The organism is Embleya sp. NPDC059237, assembly GCF_042754105.1.
Classification (GTDB): Bacteria; Actinomycetota; Actinomycetes; order Streptomycetales; family Streptomycetaceae; genus Embleya.
The window spans coordinates 1-21,906 of sequence record NZ_JBHZAE010000043.1 but is presented as its reverse complement, the minus strand read 5'-3'; the positions used below and the strand labels follow the sequence as shown (position 1 = coordinate 21,906).

General features: G+C 69.8%; 29 protein-coding genes. 23 read left to right on the top strand and 6 right to left on the bottom strand.

What is annotated here, in order from left to right; all coding sequences use genetic code 11:
• Window positions 1-84: 84 nt before the first annotated feature.
• From traA to ACFXKZ_RS51740, 12 genes are all read left to right on the top strand, one after another.
• Window positions 85-435, top strand: coding sequence for a plasmid transfer protein TraA (traA, locus tag ACFXKZ_RS51795; RefSeq protein ID WP_380015393.1), 351 nt, complete (start codon window positions 85-87; stop codon window positions 433-435).
• A 2-nt stretch (window positions 436-437) separates the two neighbouring features.
• A complete protein-coding gene (locus ACFXKZ_RS51790; RefSeq protein ID WP_380015390.1) occupies window positions 438-2,471 on the top strand; it encodes a hypothetical protein in 2,034 nt (677 codons plus the stop codon).
• Between the two features lie 111 nt (window positions 2,472-2,582).
• Window positions 2,583-3,029, top strand: a complete 447-nt coding sequence (locus tag ACFXKZ_RS51785; RefSeq protein ID WP_380015387.1) for a hypothetical protein — start codon at window positions 2,583-2,585, stop codon at window positions 3,027-3,029.
• 89 nt (window positions 3,030-3,118) lie between these two features.
• Window positions 3,119-3,370, top strand: a complete 252-nt coding sequence (locus tag ACFXKZ_RS51780; RefSeq protein WP_380015384.1) for a hypothetical protein — start codon at window positions 3,119-3,121, stop codon at window positions 3,368-3,370.
• Between the two features lie 121 nt (window positions 3,371-3,491).
• Complete coding sequence (locus ACFXKZ_RS51775) at window positions 3,492-4,868, top strand: NUDIX domain-containing protein (protein ID WP_380015381.1); 1,377 nt, start codon at window positions 3,492-3,494, stop codon at window positions 4,866-4,868.
• Window positions 4,869-4,964: 96 nt separating this feature from the next.
• Complete coding sequence (locus ACFXKZ_RS51770; RefSeq protein ID WP_380015378.1) at window positions 4,965-5,129, top strand: hypothetical protein; 165 nt, start codon at window positions 4,965-4,967, stop codon at window positions 5,127-5,129.
• Window positions 5,126-5,368, top strand: coding sequence for a hypothetical protein (locus ACFXKZ_RS51765; protein WP_380015375.1), 243 nt, complete (start codon window positions 5,126-5,128; stop codon window positions 5,366-5,368). Before ACFXKZ_RS51770 ends, ACFXKZ_RS51765 begins: the two co-directional genes overlap by 4 nt.
• A gap of 86 nt (window positions 5,369-5,454) precedes the next feature.
• On the top strand, window positions 5,455-5,646 hold the full coding sequence (locus ACFXKZ_RS51760) for a hypothetical protein (RefSeq protein ID WP_380015372.1): 192 nt from the start codon (window positions 5,455-5,457) through the stop codon (window positions 5,644-5,646).
• Entirely contained in the window at window positions 5,646-5,924 is a 279-nt protein-coding gene (locus ACFXKZ_RS51755; protein WP_380015369.1) for a hypothetical protein, read from the top strand. Before ACFXKZ_RS51760 ends, ACFXKZ_RS51755 begins: the two co-directional genes overlap by 1 nt.
• Window positions 5,921-6,352, top strand: coding sequence for an RRQRL motif-containing zinc-binding protein (locus tag ACFXKZ_RS51750; RefSeq protein WP_380015366.1), 432 nt, complete (start codon window positions 5,921-5,923; stop codon window positions 6,350-6,352). The genes ACFXKZ_RS51755 and ACFXKZ_RS51750 overlap by 4 nt, the downstream gene beginning before the upstream one ends.
• 712 nt (window positions 6,353-7,064) lie before the next feature.
• Entirely contained in the window at window positions 7,065-8,966 is a 1,902-nt protein-coding gene (locus tag ACFXKZ_RS51745) for a protein rep (protein ID WP_380015363.1), read from the top strand.
• Between the two features lie 561 nt (window positions 8,967-9,527).
• Window positions 9,528-9,719 carry a hypothetical protein gene (locus ACFXKZ_RS51740; protein WP_380015360.1) on the top strand — a complete coding sequence of 64 codons (192 nt, stop codon included), beginning with the start codon at window positions 9,528-9,530 and terminating at the stop codon, window positions 9,717-9,719.
• Window positions 9,720-9,898: 179 nt separating this feature from the next.
• Here the strand turns inward: ACFXKZ_RS51740 and ACFXKZ_RS51735 are convergent, their stop codons facing one another.
• Both ACFXKZ_RS51735 and ACFXKZ_RS51730 read right to left on the bottom strand, forming a co-directional pair.
• Complete coding sequence (locus tag ACFXKZ_RS51735) at window positions 9,899-10,405, bottom strand: hypothetical protein (RefSeq protein ID WP_380015357.1); 507 nt, start codon at window positions 10,403-10,405, stop codon at window positions 9,899-9,901.
• Between the two features lie 276 nt (window positions 10,406-10,681).
• Window positions 10,682-11,212, bottom strand: coding sequence for a hypothetical protein (locus ACFXKZ_RS51730; protein ID WP_380015354.1), 531 nt, complete (start codon window positions 11,210-11,212; stop codon window positions 10,682-10,684).
• Between the two features lie 305 nt (window positions 11,213-11,517).
• Between ACFXKZ_RS51730 and ACFXKZ_RS51725 the strand changes: the two genes are divergently transcribed.
• On the top strand, window positions 11,518-12,039 hold the full coding sequence (locus ACFXKZ_RS51725) for a hypothetical protein (protein ID WP_380015351.1): 522 nt from the start codon (window positions 11,518-11,520) through the stop codon (window positions 12,037-12,039).
• A 133-nt stretch (window positions 12,040-12,172) separates the two neighbouring features.
• Window positions 12,173-12,379 carry a hypothetical protein gene (locus tag ACFXKZ_RS51720; RefSeq protein ID WP_380015348.1) on the top strand — a complete coding sequence of 69 codons (207 nt, stop codon included), beginning with the start codon at window positions 12,173-12,175 and terminating at the stop codon, window positions 12,377-12,379.
• A gap of 197 nt (window positions 12,380-12,576) precedes the next feature.
• Here ACFXKZ_RS51720 and ACFXKZ_RS51715 read toward each other — a convergent pair whose 3' ends face one another.
• Window positions 12,577-13,338 carry a hypothetical protein gene (locus ACFXKZ_RS51715; protein ID WP_380015345.1) on the bottom strand — a complete coding sequence of 254 codons (762 nt, stop codon included), beginning with the start codon at window positions 13,336-13,338 and terminating at the stop codon, window positions 12,577-12,579.
• A gap of 292 nt (window positions 13,339-13,630) precedes the next feature.
• On the opposite strand from ACFXKZ_RS51715, the gene ACFXKZ_RS51710 reads away from it, so the two are divergent.
• Both ACFXKZ_RS51710 and ACFXKZ_RS51705 read left to right on the top strand, forming a co-directional pair.
• Window positions 13,631-14,281 carry a hypothetical protein gene (locus ACFXKZ_RS51710; protein ID WP_380015342.1) on the top strand — a complete coding sequence of 217 codons (651 nt, stop codon included), beginning with the start codon at window positions 13,631-13,633 and terminating at the stop codon, window positions 14,279-14,281.
• 156 nt (window positions 14,282-14,437) lie between these two features.
• Entirely contained in the window at window positions 14,438-14,626 is a 189-nt protein-coding gene (locus ACFXKZ_RS51705) for a hypothetical protein (protein WP_380015339.1), read from the top strand.
• Between the two features lie 46 nt (window positions 14,627-14,672).
• On the opposite strand, the gene ACFXKZ_RS51700 is transcribed toward ACFXKZ_RS51705, so the two are convergent.
• Window positions 14,673-15,008, bottom strand: a complete 336-nt coding sequence (locus tag ACFXKZ_RS51700; RefSeq protein WP_380015336.1) for a hypothetical protein — start codon at window positions 15,006-15,008, stop codon at window positions 14,673-14,675.
• Complete coding sequence (locus ACFXKZ_RS51695; RefSeq protein ID WP_380015333.1) at window positions 15,005-15,448, bottom strand: hypothetical protein; 444 nt, start codon at window positions 15,446-15,448, stop codon at window positions 15,005-15,007. The genes ACFXKZ_RS51700 and ACFXKZ_RS51695 overlap by 4 nt, the downstream gene beginning before the upstream one ends.
• A gap of 600 nt (window positions 15,449-16,048) precedes the next feature.
• On the opposite strand from ACFXKZ_RS51695, the gene ACFXKZ_RS51690 reads away from it, so the two are divergent.
• Together ACFXKZ_RS51690 and ACFXKZ_RS51685 are read left to right on the top strand one after the other, a co-directional pair.
• Window positions 16,049-16,864, top strand: a complete 816-nt coding sequence (locus ACFXKZ_RS51690; protein WP_380015330.1) for a ParA family protein — start codon at window positions 16,049-16,051, stop codon at window positions 16,862-16,864.
• 413 nt (window positions 16,865-17,277) lie between these two features.
• Complete coding sequence (locus ACFXKZ_RS51685) at window positions 17,278-17,406, top strand: hypothetical protein (RefSeq protein ID WP_380015327.1); 129 nt, start codon at window positions 17,278-17,280, stop codon at window positions 17,404-17,406.
• A 588-nt stretch (window positions 17,407-17,994) separates the two neighbouring features.
• On the opposite strand, the gene ACFXKZ_RS51680 is transcribed toward ACFXKZ_RS51685, so the two are convergent.
• Window positions 17,995-18,702: a GntR family transcriptional regulator gene (locus tag ACFXKZ_RS51680; protein ID WP_380015324.1), complete on the bottom strand. Its 708-nt coding sequence runs from the start codon at window positions 18,700-18,702 to the stop codon at window positions 17,995-17,997.
• Window positions 18,703-18,889: 187 nt separating this feature from the next.
• Here ACFXKZ_RS51680 and ACFXKZ_RS51675 point away from each other — a divergent pair, with 187 nt between their 5' ends.
• From ACFXKZ_RS51675 to ACFXKZ_RS51655, 5 genes are all read left to right on the top strand, one after another.
• Entirely contained in the window at window positions 18,890-19,108 is a 219-nt protein-coding gene (locus tag ACFXKZ_RS51675; RefSeq protein WP_380015321.1) for a hypothetical protein, read from the top strand.
• On the top strand, window positions 19,105-20,559 hold the full coding sequence (locus tag ACFXKZ_RS51670; protein WP_380015318.1) for a hypothetical protein: 1,455 nt from the start codon (window positions 19,105-19,107) through the stop codon (window positions 20,557-20,559). The genes ACFXKZ_RS51675 and ACFXKZ_RS51670 overlap by 4 nt, the downstream gene beginning before the upstream one ends.
• The gene (locus ACFXKZ_RS51665; RefSeq protein WP_380015315.1) at window positions 20,556-20,918 is read left to right on the top strand and encodes a WhiB family transcriptional regulator; all 363 of its coding nucleotides are present in this window, start codon (window positions 20,556-20,558) and stop codon (window positions 20,916-20,918) included. Before ACFXKZ_RS51670 ends, ACFXKZ_RS51665 begins: the two co-directional genes overlap by 4 nt.
• Window positions 20,919-20,930: 12 nt before the next feature.
• Window positions 20,931-21,305 carry a hypothetical protein gene (locus ACFXKZ_RS51660; RefSeq protein ID WP_380015312.1) on the top strand — a complete coding sequence of 125 codons (375 nt, stop codon included), beginning with the start codon at window positions 20,931-20,933 and terminating at the stop codon, window positions 21,303-21,305.
• A gap of 77 nt (window positions 21,306-21,382) precedes the next feature.
• Window positions 21,383-21,799: a hypothetical protein gene (locus ACFXKZ_RS51655; protein WP_380015309.1), complete on the top strand. Its 417-nt coding sequence runs from the start codon at window positions 21,383-21,385 to the stop codon at window positions 21,797-21,799.
• The last annotated feature ends 107 nt before the right edge of the window (window positions 21,800-21,906 follow it).

The window sequence follows — 21,906 nt, the reverse complement described above, 5'->3', positions numbered from 1 at the left end:
GGACCCGTCCCTGGTGGCCGGGTCCGGGCGGAGCGGGCCTGGCCTGCGTCCCGCAGATGTCGATCACGATCCAGGAGGCCGTACATGTCCAATCCGATCCTCGGTGACACCGAGCTGATCACCGATGTCGCGCTGCGCGAGTACTGCGACCGGGCGCGGAAGGCGTTCCGGCTGCTCGCGATCGAACTGAACGTGAGCGCCGAGGAGTTGCAGGCGTTCCTGAAGGAGGTGCCGGACCCGCCGGCCGGGAGCGGGCTCAGCCCCTCTCACAAGCGGGCTCGGTTGATCGCGGGCCACATCCGCACGGCGGCGGACGCGTCGCAGCACGCTGCGGCGTCGATGGTGCGCGCTTGGCGCTCGTTCGAGAAGCAGTACGAGCTGGAGATGAACCCGCACAAGAAAAAGGCCCGCGCGTTCGGGTTCGAGGGGAGCTGAGCATGGCCACCGGTCCTGCGGCGAAGGCCGCGACACAGGCCGCCGGGGCGGTCGTTGCCCGGCTGATGCCGTTCACTCCGCCGTGGCTGTTGGCCGGGGCGACGTTCGGGGCGGCGAACGTCGCCCACACCGCGTGGGTCGACCAGCCCGGCCCGGTGATGGCGGCGACCCTCGCGTCGGCCGCGCTGACGGCGGGCACGGCGAAGGTGGCGCCGGACAGCGCGCCGTTGTGGCGGTGGCACGCGACGGCGACCACCGCGCTGGCGACGGGCGCGATGCCGTTGTCGGCGACGGTGGACCCGATGGCGCCGGGCGCGTTGTCGGCCTGGGCGATCCTGGGCATCGGCGCCGCGTTGAGCTGGAACATCCGCAAGCTGACCCGCAACGGTGGGGAGACCAAGGCACTCACGGCCGGGAACGGTGACCTGTTCGACAAGGTCCACCAGCTCAAGGGCGCTCGCACGGAGAACACCCGGATCGAGGGCCAGCAGGTCAAGACCACGCTGGTCCTGCCCCCGGGCGAGATGGTCCTGGAGGACGTCCAGGCGGCGCGGAAGAACATCGCCTCGGCGCTGGGCGTTCACCGTCGCGGTATCCGGGTGGTCGAGGACCAGGACCGCGAGGACCGCGTGCACCTGTCGGTGGTGCCGTTCGACCTGCTGAAGGACCCGGTGCCGTGGCCGGGCGCCTCGCACCCGGGCGGTTGCGTGACCGACCCGATCCGGTACGGCATCTACGAGGACGGCGAGCCCGCGCAACTGTGGCTGCCCGGGGTGCCGGGCAAGCGCGGTGTGCAGCCGCGTCAGGCCTCGCACGCCCTGTTCTCGGGGATGACCGGGGCGGGGAAGGGCGAGACGGCGATCCACGTGATCGCGGAACTGGCCACACGCCGCCGGGTCGTGGTGTGGGTGGCGGACCCGGGGAAGGGCTCGCAGACGCTCCAGGACATCGCCGACGCGATCGAGTGGGTGGCGCTGGGCGAGTCCCGGACGCGGGCGTTGATCGAGTGCCTGCCCGGCGTGATCACCGCGCGGGCGGACCAGCTCGGCCGCTGGGGCTACAAGCAGTGGGTGCCCGAGGTCTACGACAAGTACGGCATGCCGTACGTGTACGTGCACCTGGAGGAGGCCTCGCGGGTGCTGCGGAACAACAAGGCGTGGGTCACCGCGTGCCAGGAGGCGCGGTCGGCGGGCATGTCGCTGGCCGCGTCGGCGCAGGTGTTCGACCACACGGTGATCCCGCGCAAGAGCCGCGGGCAGTTCTCCATCCAGCTCATCCACGGCCAGGGCGAGGACATCGACGCCTCGTACGTGATGCCCGACCAGCTCACCGACGCCGGAGCGGACCCGGTGCGGTGGGGCAACAAGCAGGCCGGCATGAACTACCTGGTGGCGCCGGGGATTCCCGAGTCCCGCTGGGTGGTCCCGGTCCGTTCCTACCTCGCGGAGGGCAAGGACGCCGAGCGTCTGCGGCGCACCCTCGCGGTCCACAAGGCGTTGCGCGCAGTCTCGGACGAGATCACCGCGAAGGCGGCGGGTGCCGCGTTCGCGAACCGCCACGCGCCGATCTCACTGAAGGAGGCCGTCGCCGACGCGCGGACGGTCGAGACGGAGGGCACCGTGACCGACGAGACCGACGCGAGCCCGGCCGGGACCGACCAGACGCCGGACGTGCCGGTCGAGTTCGTCCCGGCGCCGACGAACGAGGACCTGGGCGACGTCGACATCGACGAGGAGATCCCGGCGACGGGCCGTCCGGCGGTGGCGTTCGCCGAGACGAACCCGTTCAAGCCGACACCGACCCAGGCGCGCGCCGCGCTGGAGGACGCGATCGAGCGGCTGCGGATCGAGGGGCGGGAGTCGTTCGCGCCGACCGATCTGGAGCCCGCCTGGACCGCCGTCGACCGCAAGCGGCCGTGGGCGATGGGCGAGTTGGCGAAGCTCATCGAGGCCGGGCGCCTGGAGCGTCCCGAGACCGGAACGTACCGCTGGACCGGCCGGTGGAAGGACGCGTCCGCGCTGGTCGACGCGTTCTGACACCTCTGACACCTCTGACATGTCAGGACCCCGTCTGACACCTCGCGCGTGTATGCGCGGGGGAAAACGGGCGGGCCTGACACCTCTGACACCTGACACAGGGAGGCAACCGTGCTCGACCCCATCGTCCGGACCCCGGGGACCGACCCGGCCCCGACCGCCGCGCTGCATCGCCGCATCGCCGACACGGTCGGCAATCTCCGTGCGGCGGACCAGAAGGCCTCGATCCTGCTCGCTGCGGTCGGGCTCGCCGCCGCGTCCGGCGGAGACCTCGACCGTGGCGTGTTGGCCGTCGCCACGGCGGTCTCCCTCGGGACGGCCGCCGTGCTCCTGGCGCTCGTTCTGGTCCCGCGCGGCGCGCTGTCCGTGCGGGCCGGCCGGGACGCCGACGTGGACGTGGTCCTCAACGTCGTCGACGCGGCGGAGCGACCGCGGGCGCTGGCCCGCGAGTTGGCCGACCTGTCGGGGATCGCGACCCGCAAGTACCTGCTGATCCGCGCGGCGCTCGTCCAGCTCGCCGTCACCGCCGTGCTGTTCGGCCTCGCCCGCGTCCTCTAGCCCTGCCCTGGGGCGGCCGCCAGCGCCGCCAAGCCACTCGTCGGCCGCCTCGGGCTCCCGATCCGCATCACACGAGACAGGAGATCGCCATGCACCGCATCGTCTGGACCGAGGACCAGCGTCGGGCCGAGATCGACGGCCTGACCGCGTCGTTGCGCTCGTCCGAGCGCCAGTTGCTGGCCGCGAACCGGCAGGCCGCGAACCCTCGCGTCGCCACCGAGTACCGCGAGCAGGCGTACACCGCCGCCGGGAGGTACGGCGAGGAGATCGCGAAGTACAAGCGCCTGATCGACGGGCTGCGCGCGGGCGCCGATCCGGCCGACCTCGGCTACAGGAACTGATCCGCCCACCTGAAACACGCGCCAACACCGTGTGCCCCGGGACGACCGCCAGCGCCGCCAAGCAACTCGTCGGCCGTCCCGGGCTCCCGATCCGCATCACACGAGACAGGAGACCTCCATCATGACCGACACCGACGAGACCACCTACACCGCCGACGTGGTGTGCGTCCGCGACGACGACCACGTGCTGTTGATCGAGCGGGACTGGCCGCCGTACAAGGGCTGCTGGGCCCTGCCCGGCGGCTACCTCGACCCCGGCGAGAGCAGCCTGCTGGCCGCCGTGCGTGAACTCGGCGAGGAGACCGGTGTCCAGCTGACGACGGTCGACCTGCGGGAGATCGGGAGCTGGGACGAGCCGGGCCGCGACCCGCGCGGTGTGTTCGTCACCACGGCCTACCTCGCCCTCGTCTCCATCGACACGGCGATCGAGGCCGGGGACGACGCCCGCGCGGCTGCCTGGTTCCCGCTGGCCGACCTGCCCGACTTGGCGTTCGACCACGCGGACATCGTCGCCGCGGCGGTGCGGATGCTGCCGTCCGGCCGGACCGACGCGGCCGCCAGGCCCACGCCCGAGGTGGTCGCCGCGACCGAGGCCGTGATGTACGACGTCACCTCCGACGAGCACGGTCGGGTCGGCCCGTACGCGAGCCTGCGCGGCGCGACTGCGGCGGCGACCAACGTCGTGGCGGCCCGCCACCCCGGGGAGTCGACCCGGTTCGTCGACTTGGCCGACCGGCGCGAGATCCAGACCGAGGCCGCCCCCGGCGCCTGGTTCGGCACGGGGGTATGCGTCGAGCTGTCGACGCCGACGCTGATCGGCGCGCACGACGCCTGGACCGGCTGGTACCACGCGGGAGTCCCGGCCGACGAGATGGACCCGCAGGCCCGCGCGTGGGCGGTCGAAGTCCTGCGTGCCCAGTACGGAGCCGCGCACGACGCCTGGACCGGCCTCGTGGCGGAGGCTGGCGGCCTGCTCGGCGACACGCATACCCCGGGCTGCTACAACCCGTCGATCATCGCGGGCGAGCGCCCGTGCGGCGTGTGCCTGTCGTGGAGCTGCATGCCGGAGCCGGTCGCGGCCGACCCGGTGCAGGTGCGGATCGTCTCGTTCGGTTACGGCCACGGCCGCGCGCCCGTCGCCGACCTGACCTACGACCTGCGCCGCCGGTTCCGCAACCCGCACGTCGACCCGGCGATGCGCGAGATGACCGGCCTCGACCACGCGGTCTACGACCACGTCCTCGCGACCCCCGGTGTCGAGCGGGTGGCGCTGTCGGCTGCGGACCTGGTGACCGACCTGTTGATCGAGACCGAGTCGGGTGACGCGGTCACGGTCGCCGCAGGCTGTGTCGGCGGCCGGCATCGCAGTGTTGTTTTGGCCCGCCGGGTCGCGGAGTTGCTGATCGAGCGCGGGGTCGTCGTCGGCCTGGTCCACCGCGACGTCGACCGCCCGGTGCTCTCCGACGCACGGCACCTCGAGGTGGCGCCGGGCCGATAGCCCGCGCAACCACGGTCCCGACCGGGCCAACCCATTCAGGCCCGGCCGGGGCCGCGGTCGCACGAGCGATCCGACCACCACGACCAGGAGCACGCCGTGAGCGACAAGAACATCCAGGCCGAGTGCCGCCGGAACATGATCCGGGCCTGCCAGCAGACCGCCGCCCGGCACGACGCGGCCGGTGAACACGACCAGGCCGCCGCGCAGCAGGCGATGGCCGACCGCCTCATCCGCGACCACATCCGCCGGAGCGCGTCGTGAGCACGTACCGCCTCGACTACATCTCCACCGACCTCGACACCAACCGCGAATGCGTCGCCGACCAGGACTGGTTCGAGGCCCGCGACGACACCGCCGCCAAGAACAAGGCCAGCCGCCTCATGCAGGGATGGGGCCGGCCCGCCGACCCCGACACCGAACACCGCGGGGGTCGTCTGTGGACGCTGCGCGGCGACGACACCGCCGAGACCTTCGTCGCGAACGTCCGATCGTCCGTGTGACCACGGTCCCGGCCGGACCCGACCCGAGGCCCGGCCGGAGCCGAGGTCGCACGAGCGACCCGACACCGCACCGAACGGAGACAACGATGGACAAGCGAATGCGCCTCGCACAGCAGATCGACGGTCGGACATTCGACAAAGTCGACGCGATCTTCGGCTACATGCTCGTGTGCGCCGACGCCGACGTCGCCGAGCGCACGGCGCTCCACCTGCGTTCGCAGGGAATCGCCTGCGACCACAGCCGGCGTCTCAACACCGACCGCGTCTTCTTCCTCTGATGGCCGTCCGCTTGGTCGTCGACATGCCCGACGGCTACTCCGCCGCCGAGCTGGCCGACGCGATCCTCGCCGCCGCCGATACCCGCGAAGCCGTGGGCGATCCCGGCTCGTTGCTGCTCGCGCTGCGCTGGCGCCGCATCGCCGACCGCCTCGGCGACGCCCTCGACACCCTGCCCCGCCCGTCCGGGCAGATCGCCGCAGGCAAGTACCCCTGCCACGACGACCCCGAGGACCTGTTCGCCGACCTCGCCCTCGACTTCGGGGACGAGATCGCGTGAGCGAGACGACCTACCAGGTCTACGCCTGGCGGCACGCGCCCGGACACCTGCTGACTCGTCGGCAGCTCCGGGCGCGCGGCCTGCGTCGCGCCGGACAGGACCCGGTGGCCGAGGTGCGCTGGTACCGAGGTCTGAAGGTCGCCTACCTGTACGACGTCAACCGCGCGCTCCCGGTCCGGCCGATGACGCCGGGCCGGGCCCGGGCCCTCGCCGCCGCGATGCGCGCCCGCCGAACCTGCCCGAAGTGCGGCATCGACCGCGGCTACTGCATCCCCCGGAGCTACGGGGCCTGTTGGCCGTGCGTCGGCGGTGACGACCACGACCAGGAGCACGACTACGTCGGCTGGGAGACACCACGCGACGTAAGCCTCCGCGAAGCGGCATGGTCCGCGAACTCGACCACCGATCCCCACCGGAGGACAGCGTGAGCACGTCCGACACCTGGCTGCGCGGCTACCACCGCATCACCGCACCCGACCAGAAGGGCGGCTCGGCCTCGGCGTGTTGGCGGTGCCTCGACTGCGGCGACGGCCGCGAGATCACCACGTCCCTCGTGGCGCGCATCATCAGCCTCACGGGTGAATGGCGCGCGCATCGGTGTGAACCACGCCCGGATGGGTGGCTCGTTGCCCCGACGGAAATGCCGTGCGTGATCTGCCACGAACCGACGCGGACCCGCTCGAACCGGGCGCGTCCCTGCCACCCCGTCTGCGCTGCACGCTGGATGACGGCACGTCAGGACGCGATCACGGGCGTGTCGGCGGAGCGGGGAGCGGCCCAAGTAGGGCAAGATCAAGCGGCAGTTGAACAGCAGGAACAGCAGGAACGCAAAAAGCCCCGGGCGGGAACCCGGGGCTTGCGCCAACTAAATACCGCTCCGACTTGGACCAACTCCCCAGAAGGTCCGCCGTCGGTACTGCCCGTGAGGACCGGCTCAAACCACCACAGCCGACCGGTTCCTCGTGACCCCTACGCCTTGCAGGTAGGTCTTTCGCGTTGAGTGTAACCACAACGTCGGCTTCCAATCGAGGAAGCGACGCGCAACAACTCCAAAGATCCACATCGGATGGGTCACACCAGACGCCCCGCCGGCACCTCGCCGAGCGGGGCGTCGGTGCGTCTAAGATCAATTCGGACTATTTGATCACTAGTTCGCCTAGTGGTACTAATCCCTCGGATCACACCGGTCCCACCCTGCTGGACCTCGACACGGCGATCCGCGCGCGCCTGCACGCCATCTCCGACGCCGAACGCGGCGTCGACCGGGCGATCGGCCGCTGGCGCGAGGCCGTGACCGGCACCCGGATGACCGACGGCGCCGGGGCCGCGATCGCCGTCGACGACGACGGCGTGATCACCCCCCTCCCGGCCGTGCCCGGCCCCACCCCCACCGCAGCGGACGAACTCGTCCTGGCCCAGGCGGCGCTGGGTCTCGGAACGGCATTGAGTTGTGTAACCCCCCCTCCTGAGCCGAGGACCCCGGAACCGGTTCTGACCAGCGGCGCCGCAGCCCGCAAGAAGCTCTCGGCCAAGGCGGTGGCGGCGGGCCGACGGACCAACCGCATGAACCTCCGCGACCTCATCCAGGAGGTGACCTCCCTCAGCACCGTCCGCGCGTGCGAGAAGGCAGTGCTCGAATCCGGCGTGTCGATCCGCAAGGAGAAGGACGGCCCGGCTGGGTTCGCCGGTGTGGTCCGTTGCGCGTCGGTCTGGGCCTGCCCTACCTGTTCGGCGGTGATCCGCAGCCGCCGTGCGGCCGAGCTGGGCCGACTCGCGCTCGGCTGGATCGAGCTGGACGAGGACCCGATCACTGGGAGGCGGACCGGCGGACACGGCCTCGCCATGGCCACGTTGACCACCCGACACTGGCAATTCGCCAAGCTCGCGCACCAGATGGCGGGCGTCGCGGACGCGTGGCGCCGGGTCACCCGCGGCGAGCCCTGGAACCGGTTCAAGCGCCGGTTCGGCCTGGCCGGGGTGACCCGGGCGGTCGAGATCACCCGAGGGGACAACGGGTGGCACACCCACTTGCACGTGTTGTTGTGGTTCGAGACCGGCCTGGACGAGGAAGCCGACCACGCGCGTGCCGCCGAGGTCCAGCAGTGGCTGTACGAGCGCTGGTGCAAGATGCTCAAGCAGGAGAAGTTGGGCGTGCCCAGCCTCGACCACGGCGTGCGCGTCGACCCGGCCCGTCTCATCCGCGAGACCGGCCCGGATGGCAAGACCACGACCAAGCTCGACGGCGCGATCGCCGAGTACCTGGTCAAACTCCAGGAGAAGCCCGGGAAGATCGACGGTCCGCAGGTCGGCAACGAGATCGCCCGCGGCGATATGAAGACGAACCAGAAGAACTCGCGGACGCCGTTCGAGATCGTCGCCGACCACTTCAAGGACGGCAACAAGAGGGACCTCGCCTGGTGGGGCGAGTACGAACGTGCCACCAAGGGCCGCAGGATGCTGACCTGGTCGAAAGACCTGAAGAAGCGACTCGCGGCGGAAGCGAACCTCGACCTGGACGAGACTGACAACGGCGACCTGGTCGCCGCCGAGGAGTCCACCGGGACCGAACTGGCCTACGTCCCTGCCCAGCCGTGGCGGCGCTCGATCGCCCGCATCCCCGGCCGCCGCGCGTCCCTGATCCACGCAGCCGACGCGGCCGGGACCGACGGCATCCGACAACTGATCGAATCGTGGGGCCTCACCTGGGGCATCGACGTCCTCGCGCCGAACCAGGCGCCGTCGCAGGAGGAACGGCAACTCACGCGCGAGCGGGCTCTGGAACGACGCAAGGCCAAGTCGCCGGGCGGGTGGAAGAACTCCGACGAACTCCAGTGGGTATCGGCCGTCACCGGCCTGAGCCCGCGTGACGCCGTGCGTCCCGCGCAGGCCGCCCGCCGCCATAAGGGACTCACCATCGACCGCGATCTCGACAAGGCCGTGGCCGTCCTTGAAGCTTCCGCGTACACCGGTCCCACCTGCGCCGGTTGCCACACACCGCTCGCTGCCTCGCTGGTCGATACCGGTAGGCATGTCATGTGCTGATTGACTTGACAGCGGAGTTGTTCGAGCAACGGCGAAATAGACACGCGCTCTCTATAATAGAAAACGCCCTCATGGCCGATAGCGCAAGCCGCTGATCTGCGGTTTTGATTGACAAGCACATCAGTGACGTTGAAGTGCAACAGAAACTATTACTCCGCAATTTGACCCGTACGTTCCAGCAGGTGAGCGCACGTACGGCCCGTTTGCATACGTCCTGACACCTAGGGGTGCGACCCAGCCTTCTTGATGCCAACTGGAAGGCATCAACTATCGGGTCGGTCTCTGCTCGTCCACAGGAAGAGGACAGGAGTTGCGGGCTCATCTACGCTGCTAATAACGTCACTTCGAGGCTGCTCACGGAGGCCTGCCGGATTGCTCCGGTACTCCGTCCTGCCCAGAAAGTCGAGCGCCGCCCGGGGATCCGTGGAAAGAAACCGAGCGGCACTCGTGCAACGCCCCATCTAGCGACGGGAGTGGGTCCTATCTTGGCCGGGGGCTGGCCAGGAGTCCACCACGGGACAGGGTGGCGGAGACGCCACCGAACTTGAACTGGAGTCACCCATGGACCGAATCGCGGTCCTGGTCGTCCTGCTGGCGTCGTCGTGCGCGGTCAACGCTGGCCTCGGGACATGGGTCGTCACGGGCAGGCTCGCGTCTGCCTCGACCTCGTCCCTCCAGCGCCTTGCCCTGTCGGGCGGCGCGTTGGTCGCCACGTTCACGATGATCTTTGTGGTCGTGCAGGCCTACCGATAACGGTGCTTGGGCCCGCCTACTGACGTCAGTAGGCGGGCCCGACCCACTACCCGATCGGGTAGTGGGTCGGGGTCCAACCGGCCGGACTGCATCGAAGGCGCGTGAAGGGTGCACGGAGGATGCACGCCGGGGCGATACGGCCCGGACTCTCGGCCGGATCCGGCCGCATGGGTGTGCGTTTACAACTTCTGATCCTCCGCAGCGAGCGTGGCCTGCATGGCGGCGATCTTTTGCCGCACGCTCGCCGCCACCGCAGCTGTGTCGACGTCGCAGGCCTGCGTCGATGGCTTGGGGTCGAAGGTAGGGCGGGTGGTGCGCCACCGGCCGAACTCCTCGGGCTCTCGCCGCTCCAGCATCCACGCGGCCGCCTGCCAACGACCGTCGCGCGCGGCGGCCTGGATCTGCGCGACCGCCCGCAGCACGAACTCGGCGCGGGCCCGGTCGACGGCGACGACCAGGTCCAGGTGCGCGGCGAGTGCCGGGTCGGCGGCCTCGCCGTCCTCGACCCGGTCACGCTCGTCCCGACCGATCGCGAGCCACCGCCGCAGGGTCGAGGCGCCAACGCCGACGTACCCGGCCGCGAGCGAGGTCGGCACCCCCAGCCGCACGACGACGAGCAGCTGCTCGACCGTCTCGGGCGTGAGCAGGGTCGGGCGGCCGGGGCGGCGGGGACGACGTCGAGACATGCCGCGCACCGTAGAGACCCGGCCTGGCAACGTCGCCTGCTCGACCGGGGTTTCGAGCGTTTCGAGCGCCGGGACGCGCGTTCGCGGTCCCGCAAGATCATCGGCATTGGGGGGTCCATTACCCCGCGCAATACGGGGTCCGATAGGGGGTCGGATTTATATCGGTACCCCCCGGCTCGGCATCGGTGCAGGTCAGCGCCCCTGTATGCACCCTCGGATGGCGCAGACTGGTATGGGTTTTCACGGATGTGTACCCAATCCACCGGAGGCCCGGGATCACCGGTCGAGTCCTCCCGGATGTGCCTCGTCCAGCGCGGCATAGGCGATCCGCAGGGCGTCCTGCAACTGCCGGTGTTTCCAGTGCTCGCGGTGCACCTGGTGCCGGTCGTCGGCGAGTTGCGCGGCCAGTGCGCCGAGCATCCGTTGCCACTCCTGGGCGGTGGACGGCACACGGTCGACGGCTGCCGGCACCTCAACGCGCTCGCGGCGGACGAGGTCGCGGGTCCGGGTGACCACCTCGGTGCGCTCGATGACCTCTTGGACGACGCGCGGCTCGGGTACCGCGGCGCCCAGCTCGGCCGCGTGGCGCCGGAGTTCGTACGCCCGCTGTCGACACGTCCGGCCGCAGTACCGCGGCCGGGTGCCGCTGCCCCGGTACCAGACCGCCGACCCGCACATCTGGCACGTGAGCGTCAGCGTCCGAGACGTCACCCGCGTGGTGACCCGGACCCCGGGCTCTTCGGCCGGGCCGGGCTCGGAGGCCTCGATCGGAAGCTGCTCCTGGTGCTGCTCGTCGTCGCTGCGCATGCGTCGATCTCATCACGCGCGCGTCGGGGCGTCGCGCGCGCACTCGTCACAACGACTGGACCGTTGGATCGTGATGCAATGGTGTGCTATCGGAGATACCTGAGTGCATGGCGTTCGGTTCTGGTCGTGCTCCTGGTCGTCGTTGCGGTCGGGCTCTCGTGCTGGTCGCGGGCGTGGGCAAGGGTTCGGGCCAGGACGATTTCTAATGCAAGAGGTGTGCCGTGTCCGGCGGTTGCGGACACGGCCGTGCGGGCGGTCCGTGCGACGCACCCGTGACCCGAGGTGGGCGGGGCCGTTGTGCGGGCATGGCGACGCATGTGCACGACGGGTACGGGGCGGCGATCCGGCACGCGGTGTTCGCCGTGTGCCCGAGGGTCGCGGCCACGGTGGAGTGGACCACGCGGCCGTACTTCGACTCGGCCGAGGACGAGATGGGGGAGCGCTGGGAGTTCGCCATGTGGCTGGACGTGTCGCACCCCGGCGGCGGTGGGTGGTACCTGGCGTGGAACCAGCACCGGGGATGGCGTGAGGCGGTCCGCCAGGAGCACGACGACGATTGGCACTGGACCGATGCCGGGTGGGACGCGCTGGTGCTCCCGGCTCCGTCGGTCCTCGCTGACTGGGCACGCGTGGCCACCACGATGCGCGACGGCGCGACCCCCGACGCCGTGGTCAACCAGGACGTCGTCGAGATCGACACCGAGTTGCCCGCAGGCACGTCGCTCACTCCCGAACTCGCGCGCATGGTGGAGGCCGGTCACGTCCGTGAGGACGTCGCGCTGCGCCTTGCGGCGTACGCCGTAACGGCTCCGGCGGCTCTCGGCTGACGAGCCCACCCCGCCACGCGCACCAACACCGGGAAGTGCACCAGGTGTGCTGGGCGACTCGGCTCCATACCACGTCGCTTCGGAAGAGTCGAAACCAGCGGCGTGCATCACCTGCGGCCAATACCGTGCGGCCATGAACCAGTGGCTCACGAGGGTGTTCGAAGCAGGCCAGGCGAATGAGGGGGGTGTGGTCCGGCGTTCCCGGGTCAACATCGAGACCTACGGTGGAGGGATGGGCCCTCTCATCGACTTCGCCCGTAGTCAGCGGTGGCACGTGATCGAGACCGGTGATCAAGTGATCGTGCTCTGTCATGAGGGAGATCTCCAGATCCACTGCTGACGCAGCCTCACATGCGAAGGGCCCCAACGTGATCTCGACGTTGGGGCCCTTTGGTGGTCGTCGCCCGTGTTTTGCGGTGCTCGCGCGAGCGCGCGGGGCGGGTGGGTCGACCGGTCGACACGACGTTTTGGCCTGCGAACGTTCGCACGCGCGCCGGGCCTCCGTGAGGTACGACCGAACGGTGGGTCTCCGTGAGGTCAGGCGGGCAGCCGGACGAGCCAGTCGGGCATCCGGGCCGCGGTCGTGTCGTAGTGCCGGAGCGCGTACTTGTAGCTGAGCAGGTCGACCAGGCGCACGCCTCCGTCGCGGGACAGCTGTTCCTTCCCGCCCGGTTCGGCACCGATCTGGCTGAGCGCGTGTTGTCGGCAGGCCCGGTAGATCTTCGGGCGCCTGCGCTCGAACGTCAGGAGGTGGCGGCGGAGTCGTGCGTCGTCCAGCCGGTCGGCTGCCTGGTACCAGGCGTGCAGCTCGTCCTCGCGCGCACGCGCGGCGCGAGCGGCTGCGAGCGAAGTGGAGTATTCCGCCCCGCTATTTTCGTCTTCAGTAGTTCCGTAGTCGGTACTTACTGAAGACGTACCGGTCGCCGGGGTCCCGTCCACCGACGTGCCGTCGTCCGACGTACCGCGAGCGGTATCCCGGTTTCGAGGGACGTCGTACACCCACAGGTCGGTGCTGAATCTTCCGTTCTCCAGCTTGTTCCGGTGCCGGACGATGTAACCGGCGTCCTCCAGCTCGGAGATGGCGGCTCGCATGCCGCGCCGGCCCTCGCCGGTCTTCTCGCCGCGTGCGCGTCGGGCTCGTTCGGACAGGGTGTCGGCGTTCGTCTCCCATCCGTCAGGGCGGCTGAGGAGTTCGGCCAGGACGCCGCGGGCGTGATAGCTCAGCCGTTCGTCGCGGAGCGTGGAGTTGGGCAGGATCGTGAATGCCGAGAGATGGCTGGAGCGTCGTATTCGCAGCACGCGCCGCGCCTCCTTCGTGCCGGTGACGGGCGCCCGATTCTAGATCGGAGACGTTCGATCTTCCGGTGACAACCCGAGGTTGTCACCGCGTGCTCGTTCCTCGTGTGCACGCCTCGGCAGCCAGTGGGGTGCAGTACGTCTCGTAGATACCTTGGTTCTTCCACTGCCGACTGGGCAGTTGCTGTGACGACTGCGAACGGACCGCTTGTAGAGCGATTTTCGACACCGCTCGTTGAGATCCGAGCGGTGTCTCCCTGCATTTCCGCGGATGGTCGGTTGCCAGACTGAGCAGGTGACGACGCACCCCGGCTATTACATAGGCACCGCACCCGACGGCAGCCACACCCTGACGTACCTTCGTGGCCCCGACACCTGGTGCTGCACCCCGCACATACTCGATCTCGAACCGGCAGTGGACCTCGTTGGTACCGCCGTGCACGAGGCTGGCCACATCGTTGCTGCTCTTCGGCTCGGCATTCATGTTGTCGACGTCGAACTCACGCCGCAGTCGGTCGACCTGGGCTGTGGCCCGATCGTTGTGACGGACGGCTGCACCCAGATCACGTACGAAGTGCCCAAGTCCGCCTACCTGACGATGTTGGCGGCCGGAGAACGGGCTCACCAACGATGGCTTCTTGACCAAGGGTTGTGGACTCCAGACCGGGCCTGGGCCGTCGAACGAGGAGCGCGCGACGACCAAGCCAAGGCCGTTGAAGTACTCAGCCAGCAGATCCCCGAAGCTCCCTATTCCCTCTCGGCCCTGCACTTCTGGAAGGTGAGGCCCGATGCGGACGCCTTGTTGCAAGCCAGCTGGGACAGAGTCGTGAACCTCGGGACGGCTCTTGCCGATCGGCTATGTCTGAGCGGTGACGAAGCGGCCGGGTTGGCTGGCATTGCCAACCCTCCGGGGCTGGCGGCGAGTCCGACGGAGCAGTCCTGGTAACGCTCACGAAGATGGTGCCTTGACCGCGCAACTTTCTCCTAGCACGGCGGGATGCAGTCGTCACAGCAACCGGACGGCTTTGCCTGCGGGTGTCGTAGTGCAAAAGCTACGGTCGACTCGCTGCCGCTGAGACGGTCGCACACGGAGGTGGACCGAATGGATCGGCGACGGCTCGGACGCGGCGTCGCGACGGCGGCCGCGGTGCCGCTCGACGACGAGCAGGGCGCCCGACGGCTGCCGGTGGAGCACGTGGTCGACGGCGAGCACGACGAGCGCCTGGTCGACGTCGACGAGCCCGCGGCCGAGGTCCGTCGGCCGCTCGCGCGACGGCGGCTGGCCACCTGATCCGGCGCCCCCGGCCGGGGTGAAGCCGGGGGCACCGTCACGTCGTTCAGGGCGTCTTCGGTTCCTTGTCCTGGCTGGCCCATCGCCTGTACTCGGCACGGGTGTAGGCCAGGGGGTCGAGCATCGGGGGCGCCCACCCGTGGTCCTGCGCGTGCTCGGCGGCAAGACGCGTCAGCGCGAGAGCCGCCTTGATGGCCTCGATCGATGCCTCGACGTCGCCGGGGTGTTCCAGCGCGATGCGGTCGAGGACCGCGCTGCGGCGGACCGCCAGCTCGTGCCGGGCCGCGAGGGTGGATCGTTCGTCGAGCGCGGCGGCCATGGTGACGACCGTGGCCATCTCGCTCACGATCGACGGGGCGCCCGCGTACGAGTCGGCGGTCACCGCTTCTCCCGGTCGTCGGTAAGCGCGGCCCGTGCCCGGTCCGTGTCGTGCAAATCAGGCACGTACTTTGCCTGTTTGGTGATCTTGCGGGCGTACCAGTCGTACGCGCCCTGGCGGGTCATGCCGAGGGCGTCGCCGATCTCCTGCCATGTCGAGCCCTGCTCGCGGGCGTTGCGCATGTCGACCCATCGGACCCCGGTCAGCATGTCCACGAGACGAGCCGAGGCGGCGAGCGCGTGCAGCGGGGACACGTCGCGCACGCATACCCCGTTGCCGAGTTCCCTGTCGAGTTCGTACTCGGCGACCTGCACTCTCGTCTCCTCGCCGTCGGCGAGGCCTGCGGTGCGGATCTCCTCCCACATCCGCCGTGTGTCCCCGGCCTGGCTGAGCCGCAAGAGCAGGTCGAGATCGGTGAGTTGCGTGATGTCGTCTATCTCCATGCTGTCAAGCGTTCTTGACAGGCAGAGAGCTTGTCAAGCGTTCTTGACACGATCGAGGGAATGTAACGAGAAATCGCTGCTCGGCCGTCCGGGGAGTTCGGTCGGGTCGGTGCCGCGTGTCGTGCGTGTGTGCGTCCTCGCGTCGGGTCTGGGGCCCTACGATCCCGGGGACTCGCGGCGCGTCGCGGCGAGTTCGCCGGATCCACGGGTCGGGTCCGCGTGGCGGGCGGTGGCGGAGTGTCCGATACCGACCCGCCATTTGTCGTGCGGTCTACATCGAAGTTGGCCGGACACGGCTCGCGGCCGTGTCCGACCCGGTGTTCGGACACGCGCGGAGGTCTCCCCGGTCATCACGTCGTGGCCGATGACGATCGGTGATCGGACACGAGGCCGTCGCGATCGTGTGTCCGGCGTCGGGGAGTTCCCGGCCAGCGGCGTCGCCTGCGTTTTCGCCGGATGATCAGCCTGCGTTTCCGGTGGCGGTGTCGCCTGTGTGTCCGCTGGCGTATCCGCTGGCGGTAATTCGGTGTTTTCCCTGGTGGTTGGGTCGGAGCGGCGTAGGATCCGCTGCGTTCAGATGTCTACGAAGGGACGCGCGCCATGCTCAGGGTGGCGATCTACAGCGAGAAGGGCGGCGTGAACAAAACGTCGCTCACGGCCGCGTTGACGGCCGTCGCCGCGAAACGGGGGCTGCGGGTGGTCGCGGTCGACTTGGACCCGCGCGCGACGCTGAGTGAGGAGTTGGGGGCCGACGGCGCTGAACTGACGCTCAATGATCTGCTGTTCGTGGACCCTCGGTCGGAGACGTTGCCTGCGGATCCGGCCGCCGTCGTTGGCGACGTCCTGGTCCAGGCCGGGGCGCCGTGGCCGGCGAACGTGCGCGTGATCGCGTCCGAACGGGCGCTGGCGCATCGGGAGATGGACAATACGTCGGGCATGGAACATCGCCTCGCGCGGGCGTTGACCGGCATCCACGACGCGGACCTGGTCCTGATGGACGTCCCGCCGCGCGCGGGTGGCCGGGTGCCCGCAGCCGCGCTGATCGCCGCCGACCTCGTGCTGATTCCCGCGCCGTTGACCACCGACGGACTCATCGGGGCCCGGGAGGGGCTGCGGACGATCCGGATCGTCAGCATGCCCGGGGGCTCGAACGAGAGGCTGCGTCTGGCGGGCCTGGTGCGGTCGATGACGCCGCGGGGCCGTGACCGGTCCAAGATTCACGACAAGTTCGATGCCCAGCTGATGGACGAGTTCGGCGAGCTGGTGTTGCCGACGCAGATCCCGTACTACGTGGTCCGCGAGCACGCGCGCCTGGCGTGCGAGCCCGTCACTGCGGCGACCGGCCGGGAGGCGCGGATCCTGGTTGCCGCCTACGACAGCGTGCTCGATCACCTGCTCAAGGTCGGTGGTGCGTGATGGCCGGCATGCTCGATCGCGGGGCTGCGAAGCTGGCCAAGGCGAAGGACAGCGGCGACCCAGCGGCGGTGGTGGGCCCGGCCCCGACCTGGGACACCCCCGTCGAGTCCCGATCCGAACGTGATGATTCGGCAGGCGAAAATGCGGGCGGTAACGCCAGTGGAAAGGCAAGCCGTTCAGCAGGTGGGAAGACCGGCGGGAACCCTGGCGGCAACGCGGGTGGGAAGGCAGGCCGTTCGGCTGGTGAGAACACCGGCGGAAATGCCGGCGGTAGTGCTGGTGGAACGGCGGGCGGTTCGGCCGGTGGGAATGCCGTCGGCGTCAACGACCAGGAGCACGTCGTCGTCCCCAGCCCGGGTGGACCCGGGCGGCGGATCGGTCGACCGCGGGGCCCGGAGAGGGCGAAGCTCTCGGTGCGGATCCTGGCGTCCCACGACCGCAGGCTCACGGTGGCGGTGGAGCAGACGGGGCAGTCGCCGCAGTACCTCGTCGACCAGGCGCTCGCGCTGCTGTTCGCGAAGCTCAAGATCCGCGACGAGTAGGCAGGCCCTCAACCTCTGTTAGTCGGACCGGGCGCGGCCGCCGAATCCGGGTCCTGGCCTGCGGGGTTGGGTCGGGTGTCGTGTAGGTCGGCCGACCGGGGTGGTCCTACAGGAGGATCCACAGGTCGGTCCGGGCCGGGTGGCGTCGGACCGCAGCGGGGGCGGGGTCTGCCCCGGCCGCATCGCGGCCGGGGTGGCTGGTCTCCCTGGTCCCTCCGTTGGCGGCATGGTTGCGAGCCCTCGGTTCTCAGGTTCTGCCAACCCCGGTGGTGGGGGCTGGTCGCGGTGCCGTGGTGGGGCTGGGTCGGTGCCCCCGCCGCCGGGGTTGGCGGGTTCTGGGGTTCGTGGGACCGTCGTTCTGGCGTCGGCGGAGGGACCAGGGAGACCAGCCAGCAAACGTCACCCACCACGATCCGCGGGCCCGTCGCGAAAATCGGCTGCCCCTCCAGCAGGTGGCCGGGTCCGGGCAGAGCCCGGGAGTATCCGGGGACGTGGGGTCGAGCGCGTGGGCTTGGTCCTCGATGAGCCGGGCATGCAAACGCCCCCCGGAGGATCCTCCGGGGGGCGGGCGTGCGTAATCGGTCGGGCCTATAGGACGCTCGACCAGCGAATCACCGTCGCGCCGTTGCATACCTTGACGGCGACTTCGACGACGCGGCCGTCCGCGAGATAGACGGTGCGAACGACCTGGGTTACGACGACTGATCCGGTCAGCCCGAGTGCTTCTCGCTCGGAATCGGTGGCGAGTCGCGAGGTGACTTCTTCCAGGACTTGAGTCTGGGGTGAACCCAGTCGCTCGGCTGCGAGTTCCCGGCTGCCACCGGTCGATACAGGCTGAGCAAGCTCCGGCACTGCATCGATCACGTAGCCCGCGTAGTAGGACGACGAAACGTGTACGGGGGTGCCGCTCCGACTGACGACGCGGCGCCTGACGTGGACCGGAGTACCGGGGTCAATGTCCAGTCGGGAGGCGATCAGTTCGTCGGCGCCGACCACGGCGATCTCAACGATTCGCGAGGTTTCGTCGGCTGCCAGGGCTCGGCCGGTCTCGGCGTGGGCTCGGACGCGTGCGCTGATCGTTGCACTGCCGTGCTGAGCCACCATCGTGCCCGCTCCGGTGCTGGCCGTGGTCAGCCCCTCGGCCTTGAGCACCTTGTAGGCGCGCGCTGCGGTGGCAGTGGATACGGCCCAGGTCTCCATCACCTCACGTACGGGCGGCATGCGGTCCCCCGGGCGCATTTGGCCGCTCTGGATGAGCCGCCGGAAGTGGTCCGCGATCTCCGCGTAGCCAGCCATCGTGTCTCTCCTCCCATCGAATGTTCTACCGTGTATTGCTTTATTCTACCTCCGTGTTCTACCTTGCGTTGCAGAGCACGGCAATACACCAGGTAAGCACACAGCTCGGCACGTCAGACAGGGGGACGGCCCCCAGGGCTAACTGAGGGCCGTCGTCGCAGGTCAGCCAGTGGGATGGAGACCCGCAATGGACATGATGTCTGCCGCACGGGGTGCGGCGCACGGCGAGTACCGGCCGAGTACGGCCGAGGAACAGCAGGAGTGGGAGGCGGAGCGGCTGCGGCCGGCCCGGCACGAGCAGGGCGACGTGATGTCGCGGCTCGACTGGGAGGCGGTCGCGGAGGCGTTCCTGGTCAGGGACGGGAAGCTGGCCAGGGTCGCGGTGCGTGTTTGGTGGGAGCAGTGAGCCGCGGCGGTGTGATCGACCTGTCGACGCTGTTCCCGGCCCGGGTGCCGGTGTCGGCGGAGGTGGCGTTGGCGGAGGCGATCGAGTCGGTAGAGGTGGCCGAGGGTCGCCGTCGGGCCGCGCAGCTCGCTGCTGACCGCCTCGCCGAGGCGGCCGAGGTCGAGTTGCGGACTACGCGCGAACAGGCCGAGCTGATCGTGTCCAGCGCGAAGCGGTCGGCGGATGCGCTGCGTTCGGATGCGAGGGCCGCCGCCGAGGTGATCCGGGCGGATGCAGTCGGGTACGCCAAGCGCCTCCAAGAGGAGGCCGACGCCGACATCGAGCAGGCCCGGGCGGCGGTCGACGCCGCGCAGGCCGAGGTCGAGCGGCTCAAGTGCGAGGCGAACGAACGCGGGACCCGGCAGACCGAGTTACTGGCGCGTACGCGGGCCGCAGCCGAGGCCGAGGCCGCGCGGTTGGTCGAGGAGGCGCGGGCCGAGGCCGAGCGCCTGGTCGAGCAGGAGCGGCAGAAGGCGCGTTACGACGCGGACCTGGCGGCTCGTGAGATCGGTTGTGCGCGGTCGCGGTTGAACGGGCTGTACGAGCGTTTGGCGGCCGAGCGGGAGGCGTTCGAGGCCGAGATGGCGGCCCGGTCCGCGCGGGGCTCGCTCGCCACGAAGGTGTTGCCCTGGGTCGCGCTGATCGCGGCGATCTGCCTGACGGCGTCGGGCGAGTTCGCGTTGTTCGTCGCGCTGGGGTTCGGCAACTGGTCGTATGCGGCGCCGGTGTGCATCGACGCGTATGTGGTGGCCTCGTTCCGGGCGCGGCGCGAGGTGCTTCCGGCGGTGCTCGTGATGATCGTGGCGAACTCGATCTCGCACCTGTTGCCGGTGGGCCATCCGCCGGTTGCGGTGGTGGTCGCGGTGAGTGCTCTCGCGCCGCTGATCCTGTGGCGCGTCCATGTCTTGATCCACGCCGGTGCGCACGTCGCCTCCGAGACGGACGGACAGCCGCTTCCCGACCCGGACGACGACGTGCTTCCGGACGATGACGAATCCATCTCTGACCTGGACGGGAAGCGCAACCTCACTCACGCGAACGAGGGTTCGGGGAGCACCCCGGCAGCGGTCCGGGAAGCGGCTCCGACCGCGCGGCGGGAAGCGGCCGGGAAGCGGTCCGCGCAGGCGTCGCGAACGCCCTCCGGGAAGCGCTCGGCGAACACCGGTGGGAAGCGGTCGACGGACGTCGGCGGGAAGCGCGGGCACGAGGACCTGGTCGAGGAGCTGCTGACCGAGCTGGTGGGCCGGGACACGCGGATGTCGTACCGGGAGGCCCAGACGTTCCTGCGGGTCCGGTTCGACGAGGCGAAGTCTGCGCTGAACGACGCGTACGAGCGTCTGGCCGAGGCCGGGGTGGGTCTGCCCGCCGGTCTGTCCGTGGTCCCCGTCGCACGTGAGGAGTCCGCGCGATGACGCCGCCGGTGACCGAGGCTTCGACTCGTATCCCTCGCTGGATCGCTCCGACGAACACGTTGTGGGAGCTGGACGCGGCGTGCGGGTCTCAGGACCCGGACCTGTTCGTCGACGACACCCGCACCACGCAACCCCCGGGAGACAAAGCTCTGCCGGTTGCGCATCGGGCGATGCAGGTGCGCGCCGCGCTGGCGGTCTGCGCGAGCTGCCCGGTGGTCGCGCAGTGCCGCGATGCGGCGATCGCCTCGCGTGACAACCGCTCGATTCGCGGCGGCATGACGGCACGTCAGCGCCGAGCCTTCGCCAAGCACGACAAGCACGACCAGGACCGGTCCATCGTCGTGGCCGAATCGGCCTGAAAGGGAGTGATCGTGATGTTCGGACGAATCAGGAACCTGTTTTCCCGCAGTAGCGAGGAGTTCCAGCCGGTTCGGTCGGCGGAGGCGTTGACGGGTGAGCTGGCGTACATGGTCGAGTGGGCGGCGGCCGATGTGCAGGACGGCGTCGAGGACGAGTTGGTGACGATCACCGACCCGGTCTCGTTGCAGCCGAACCTGCTGTACGCGCTGTACGGGGTCGCGTACGCCCGCCGGTTCCTCGACCACTACGCGGTGCAGGCGCGGATGGTCGGCGACGAGGTCCTGGCCGACGTGCTGGGCGAATCGCACGTTGCTGCGGTTGCGGCGTTGGACGCGCTGCGGCGCGCGACGATGGCCACGGTCGCGTCGCCCCGGACGGGGGTGTGACCAGCATGTTCGGTCGTATCCGGTCCTGGTTCCGGCGCTCGGCGTCGTCGTCCTGGTCGACGTGCACGGTCGGTGAGATGGGGCTCATGCTCGCGTGGACCGTGCGGGACGCGTCGGCGGAAGTGAGCGTCGACGGCACGGTGACGGTCACGCTGCCCGGCACTCTCCAGCCGAGTGTGCTCCGGGCGATGGACGGCGTCGCGTATGCCCACGCGCTGGTCGAGCACCACGCGCTCCAGGCCGATCTGCTCGGTGTGGGCGATCCGTTCACGCAGGTCCTCGACGACGCCCACACCAGCCTGTACGCGGCTCTGGACGCGGTCCGTCGTGTGGCGATGGCCACGGCGACGCCAGACCCGGTCGCGGCGGGCCCGGCCGGGCTGGAAGTGCCGCCTGTTCCGGCGGTCCCGCTGCCCGTTGCGGGTGAGCGGGTGGCTGGCTCTCTGCGGCTGGGGCCGTTCGTTCCGCCGACCGATCCGTTCTCGCGTTCCTGACCGGCTGCGTCCGGACCCGTCCCTGGTGGCCGGGTCCGGGCGGAGCGGGCCTGGCCTGCGTCCCGCAGATGTCGATCACGATCCAGGAGGCCGTACATGTCCAATCC

Excerpts from the sequence above, each read along its gene's own strand:
- ACFXKZ_RS51780 (WP_380015384.1), top strand. The coding sequence starts at position 3,119 with ATGCACCGCATCGTCTGGACCGAGGACCAGCGTCGGGCCGAGATCGAC.
- ACFXKZ_RS51680 (WP_380015324.1), bottom strand. The coding sequence starts at position 18,702 with ATGGCTGGCTACGCGGAGATCGCGGACCACTTCCGGCGGCTCATCCAG.
- ACFXKZ_RS51655 (WP_380015309.1), top strand. The coding sequence starts at position 21,383 with ATGGGGCTCATGCTCGCGTGGACCGTGCGGGACGCGTCGGCGGAAGTG.
- ACFXKZ_RS51760 (WP_380015372.1), top strand. The coding sequence starts at position 5,455 with ATGGACAAGCGAATGCGCCTCGCACAGCAGATCGACGGTCGGACATTC.
- traA (WP_380015393.1), top strand. The coding sequence starts at position 85 with ATGTCCAATCCGATCCTCGGTGACACCGAGCTGATCACCGATGTCGCG.
- ACFXKZ_RS51705 (WP_380015339.1), top strand. The coding sequence starts at position 14,438 with ATGGATCGGCGACGGCTCGGACGCGGCGTCGCGACGGCGGCCGCGGTG.
- ACFXKZ_RS51775 (WP_380015381.1), top strand. The coding sequence starts at position 3,492 with ATGACCGACACCGACGAGACCACCTACACCGCCGACGTGGTGTGCGTC.
- ACFXKZ_RS51695 (WP_380015333.1), bottom strand. The coding sequence starts at position 15,448 with ATGGAGATAGACGACATCACGCAACTCACCGATCTCGACCTGCTCTTG.
- ACFXKZ_RS51690 (WP_380015330.1), top strand. The coding sequence starts at position 16,049 with ATGCTCAGGGTGGCGATCTACAGCGAGAAGGGCGGCGTGAACAAAACG.
- ACFXKZ_RS51730 (WP_380015354.1), bottom strand. The coding sequence starts at position 11,212 with ATGCGCAGCGACGACGAGCAGCACCAGGAGCAGCTTCCGATCGAGGCC.
- ACFXKZ_RS51790 (WP_380015390.1), top strand. The coding sequence starts at position 438 with ATGGCCACCGGTCCTGCGGCGAAGGCCGCGACACAGGCCGCCGGGGCG.
- ACFXKZ_RS51735 (WP_380015357.1), bottom strand. The coding sequence starts at position 10,405 with ATGTCTCGACGTCGTCCCCGCCGCCCCGGCCGCCCGACCCTGCTCACG.
- ACFXKZ_RS51720 (WP_380015348.1), top strand. The coding sequence starts at position 12,173 with ATGAACCAGTGGCTCACGAGGGTGTTCGAAGCAGGCCAGGCGAATGAG.
- ACFXKZ_RS51755 (WP_380015369.1), top strand. The coding sequence starts at position 5,646 with ATGGCCGTCCGCTTGGTCGTCGACATGCCCGACGGCTACTCCGCCGCC.
- ACFXKZ_RS51675 (WP_380015321.1), top strand. The coding sequence starts at position 18,890 with ATGGACATGATGTCTGCCGCACGGGGTGCGGCGCACGGCGAGTACCGG.
- ACFXKZ_RS51725 (WP_380015351.1), top strand. The coding sequence starts at position 11,518 with ATGGCGACGCATGTGCACGACGGGTACGGGGCGGCGATCCGGCACGCG.
- ACFXKZ_RS51740 (WP_380015360.1), top strand. The coding sequence starts at position 9,528 with ATGGACCGAATCGCGGTCCTGGTCGTCCTGCTGGCGTCGTCGTGCGCG.
- ACFXKZ_RS51665 (WP_380015315.1), top strand. The coding sequence starts at position 20,556 with ATGACGCCGCCGGTGACCGAGGCTTCGACTCGTATCCCTCGCTGGATC.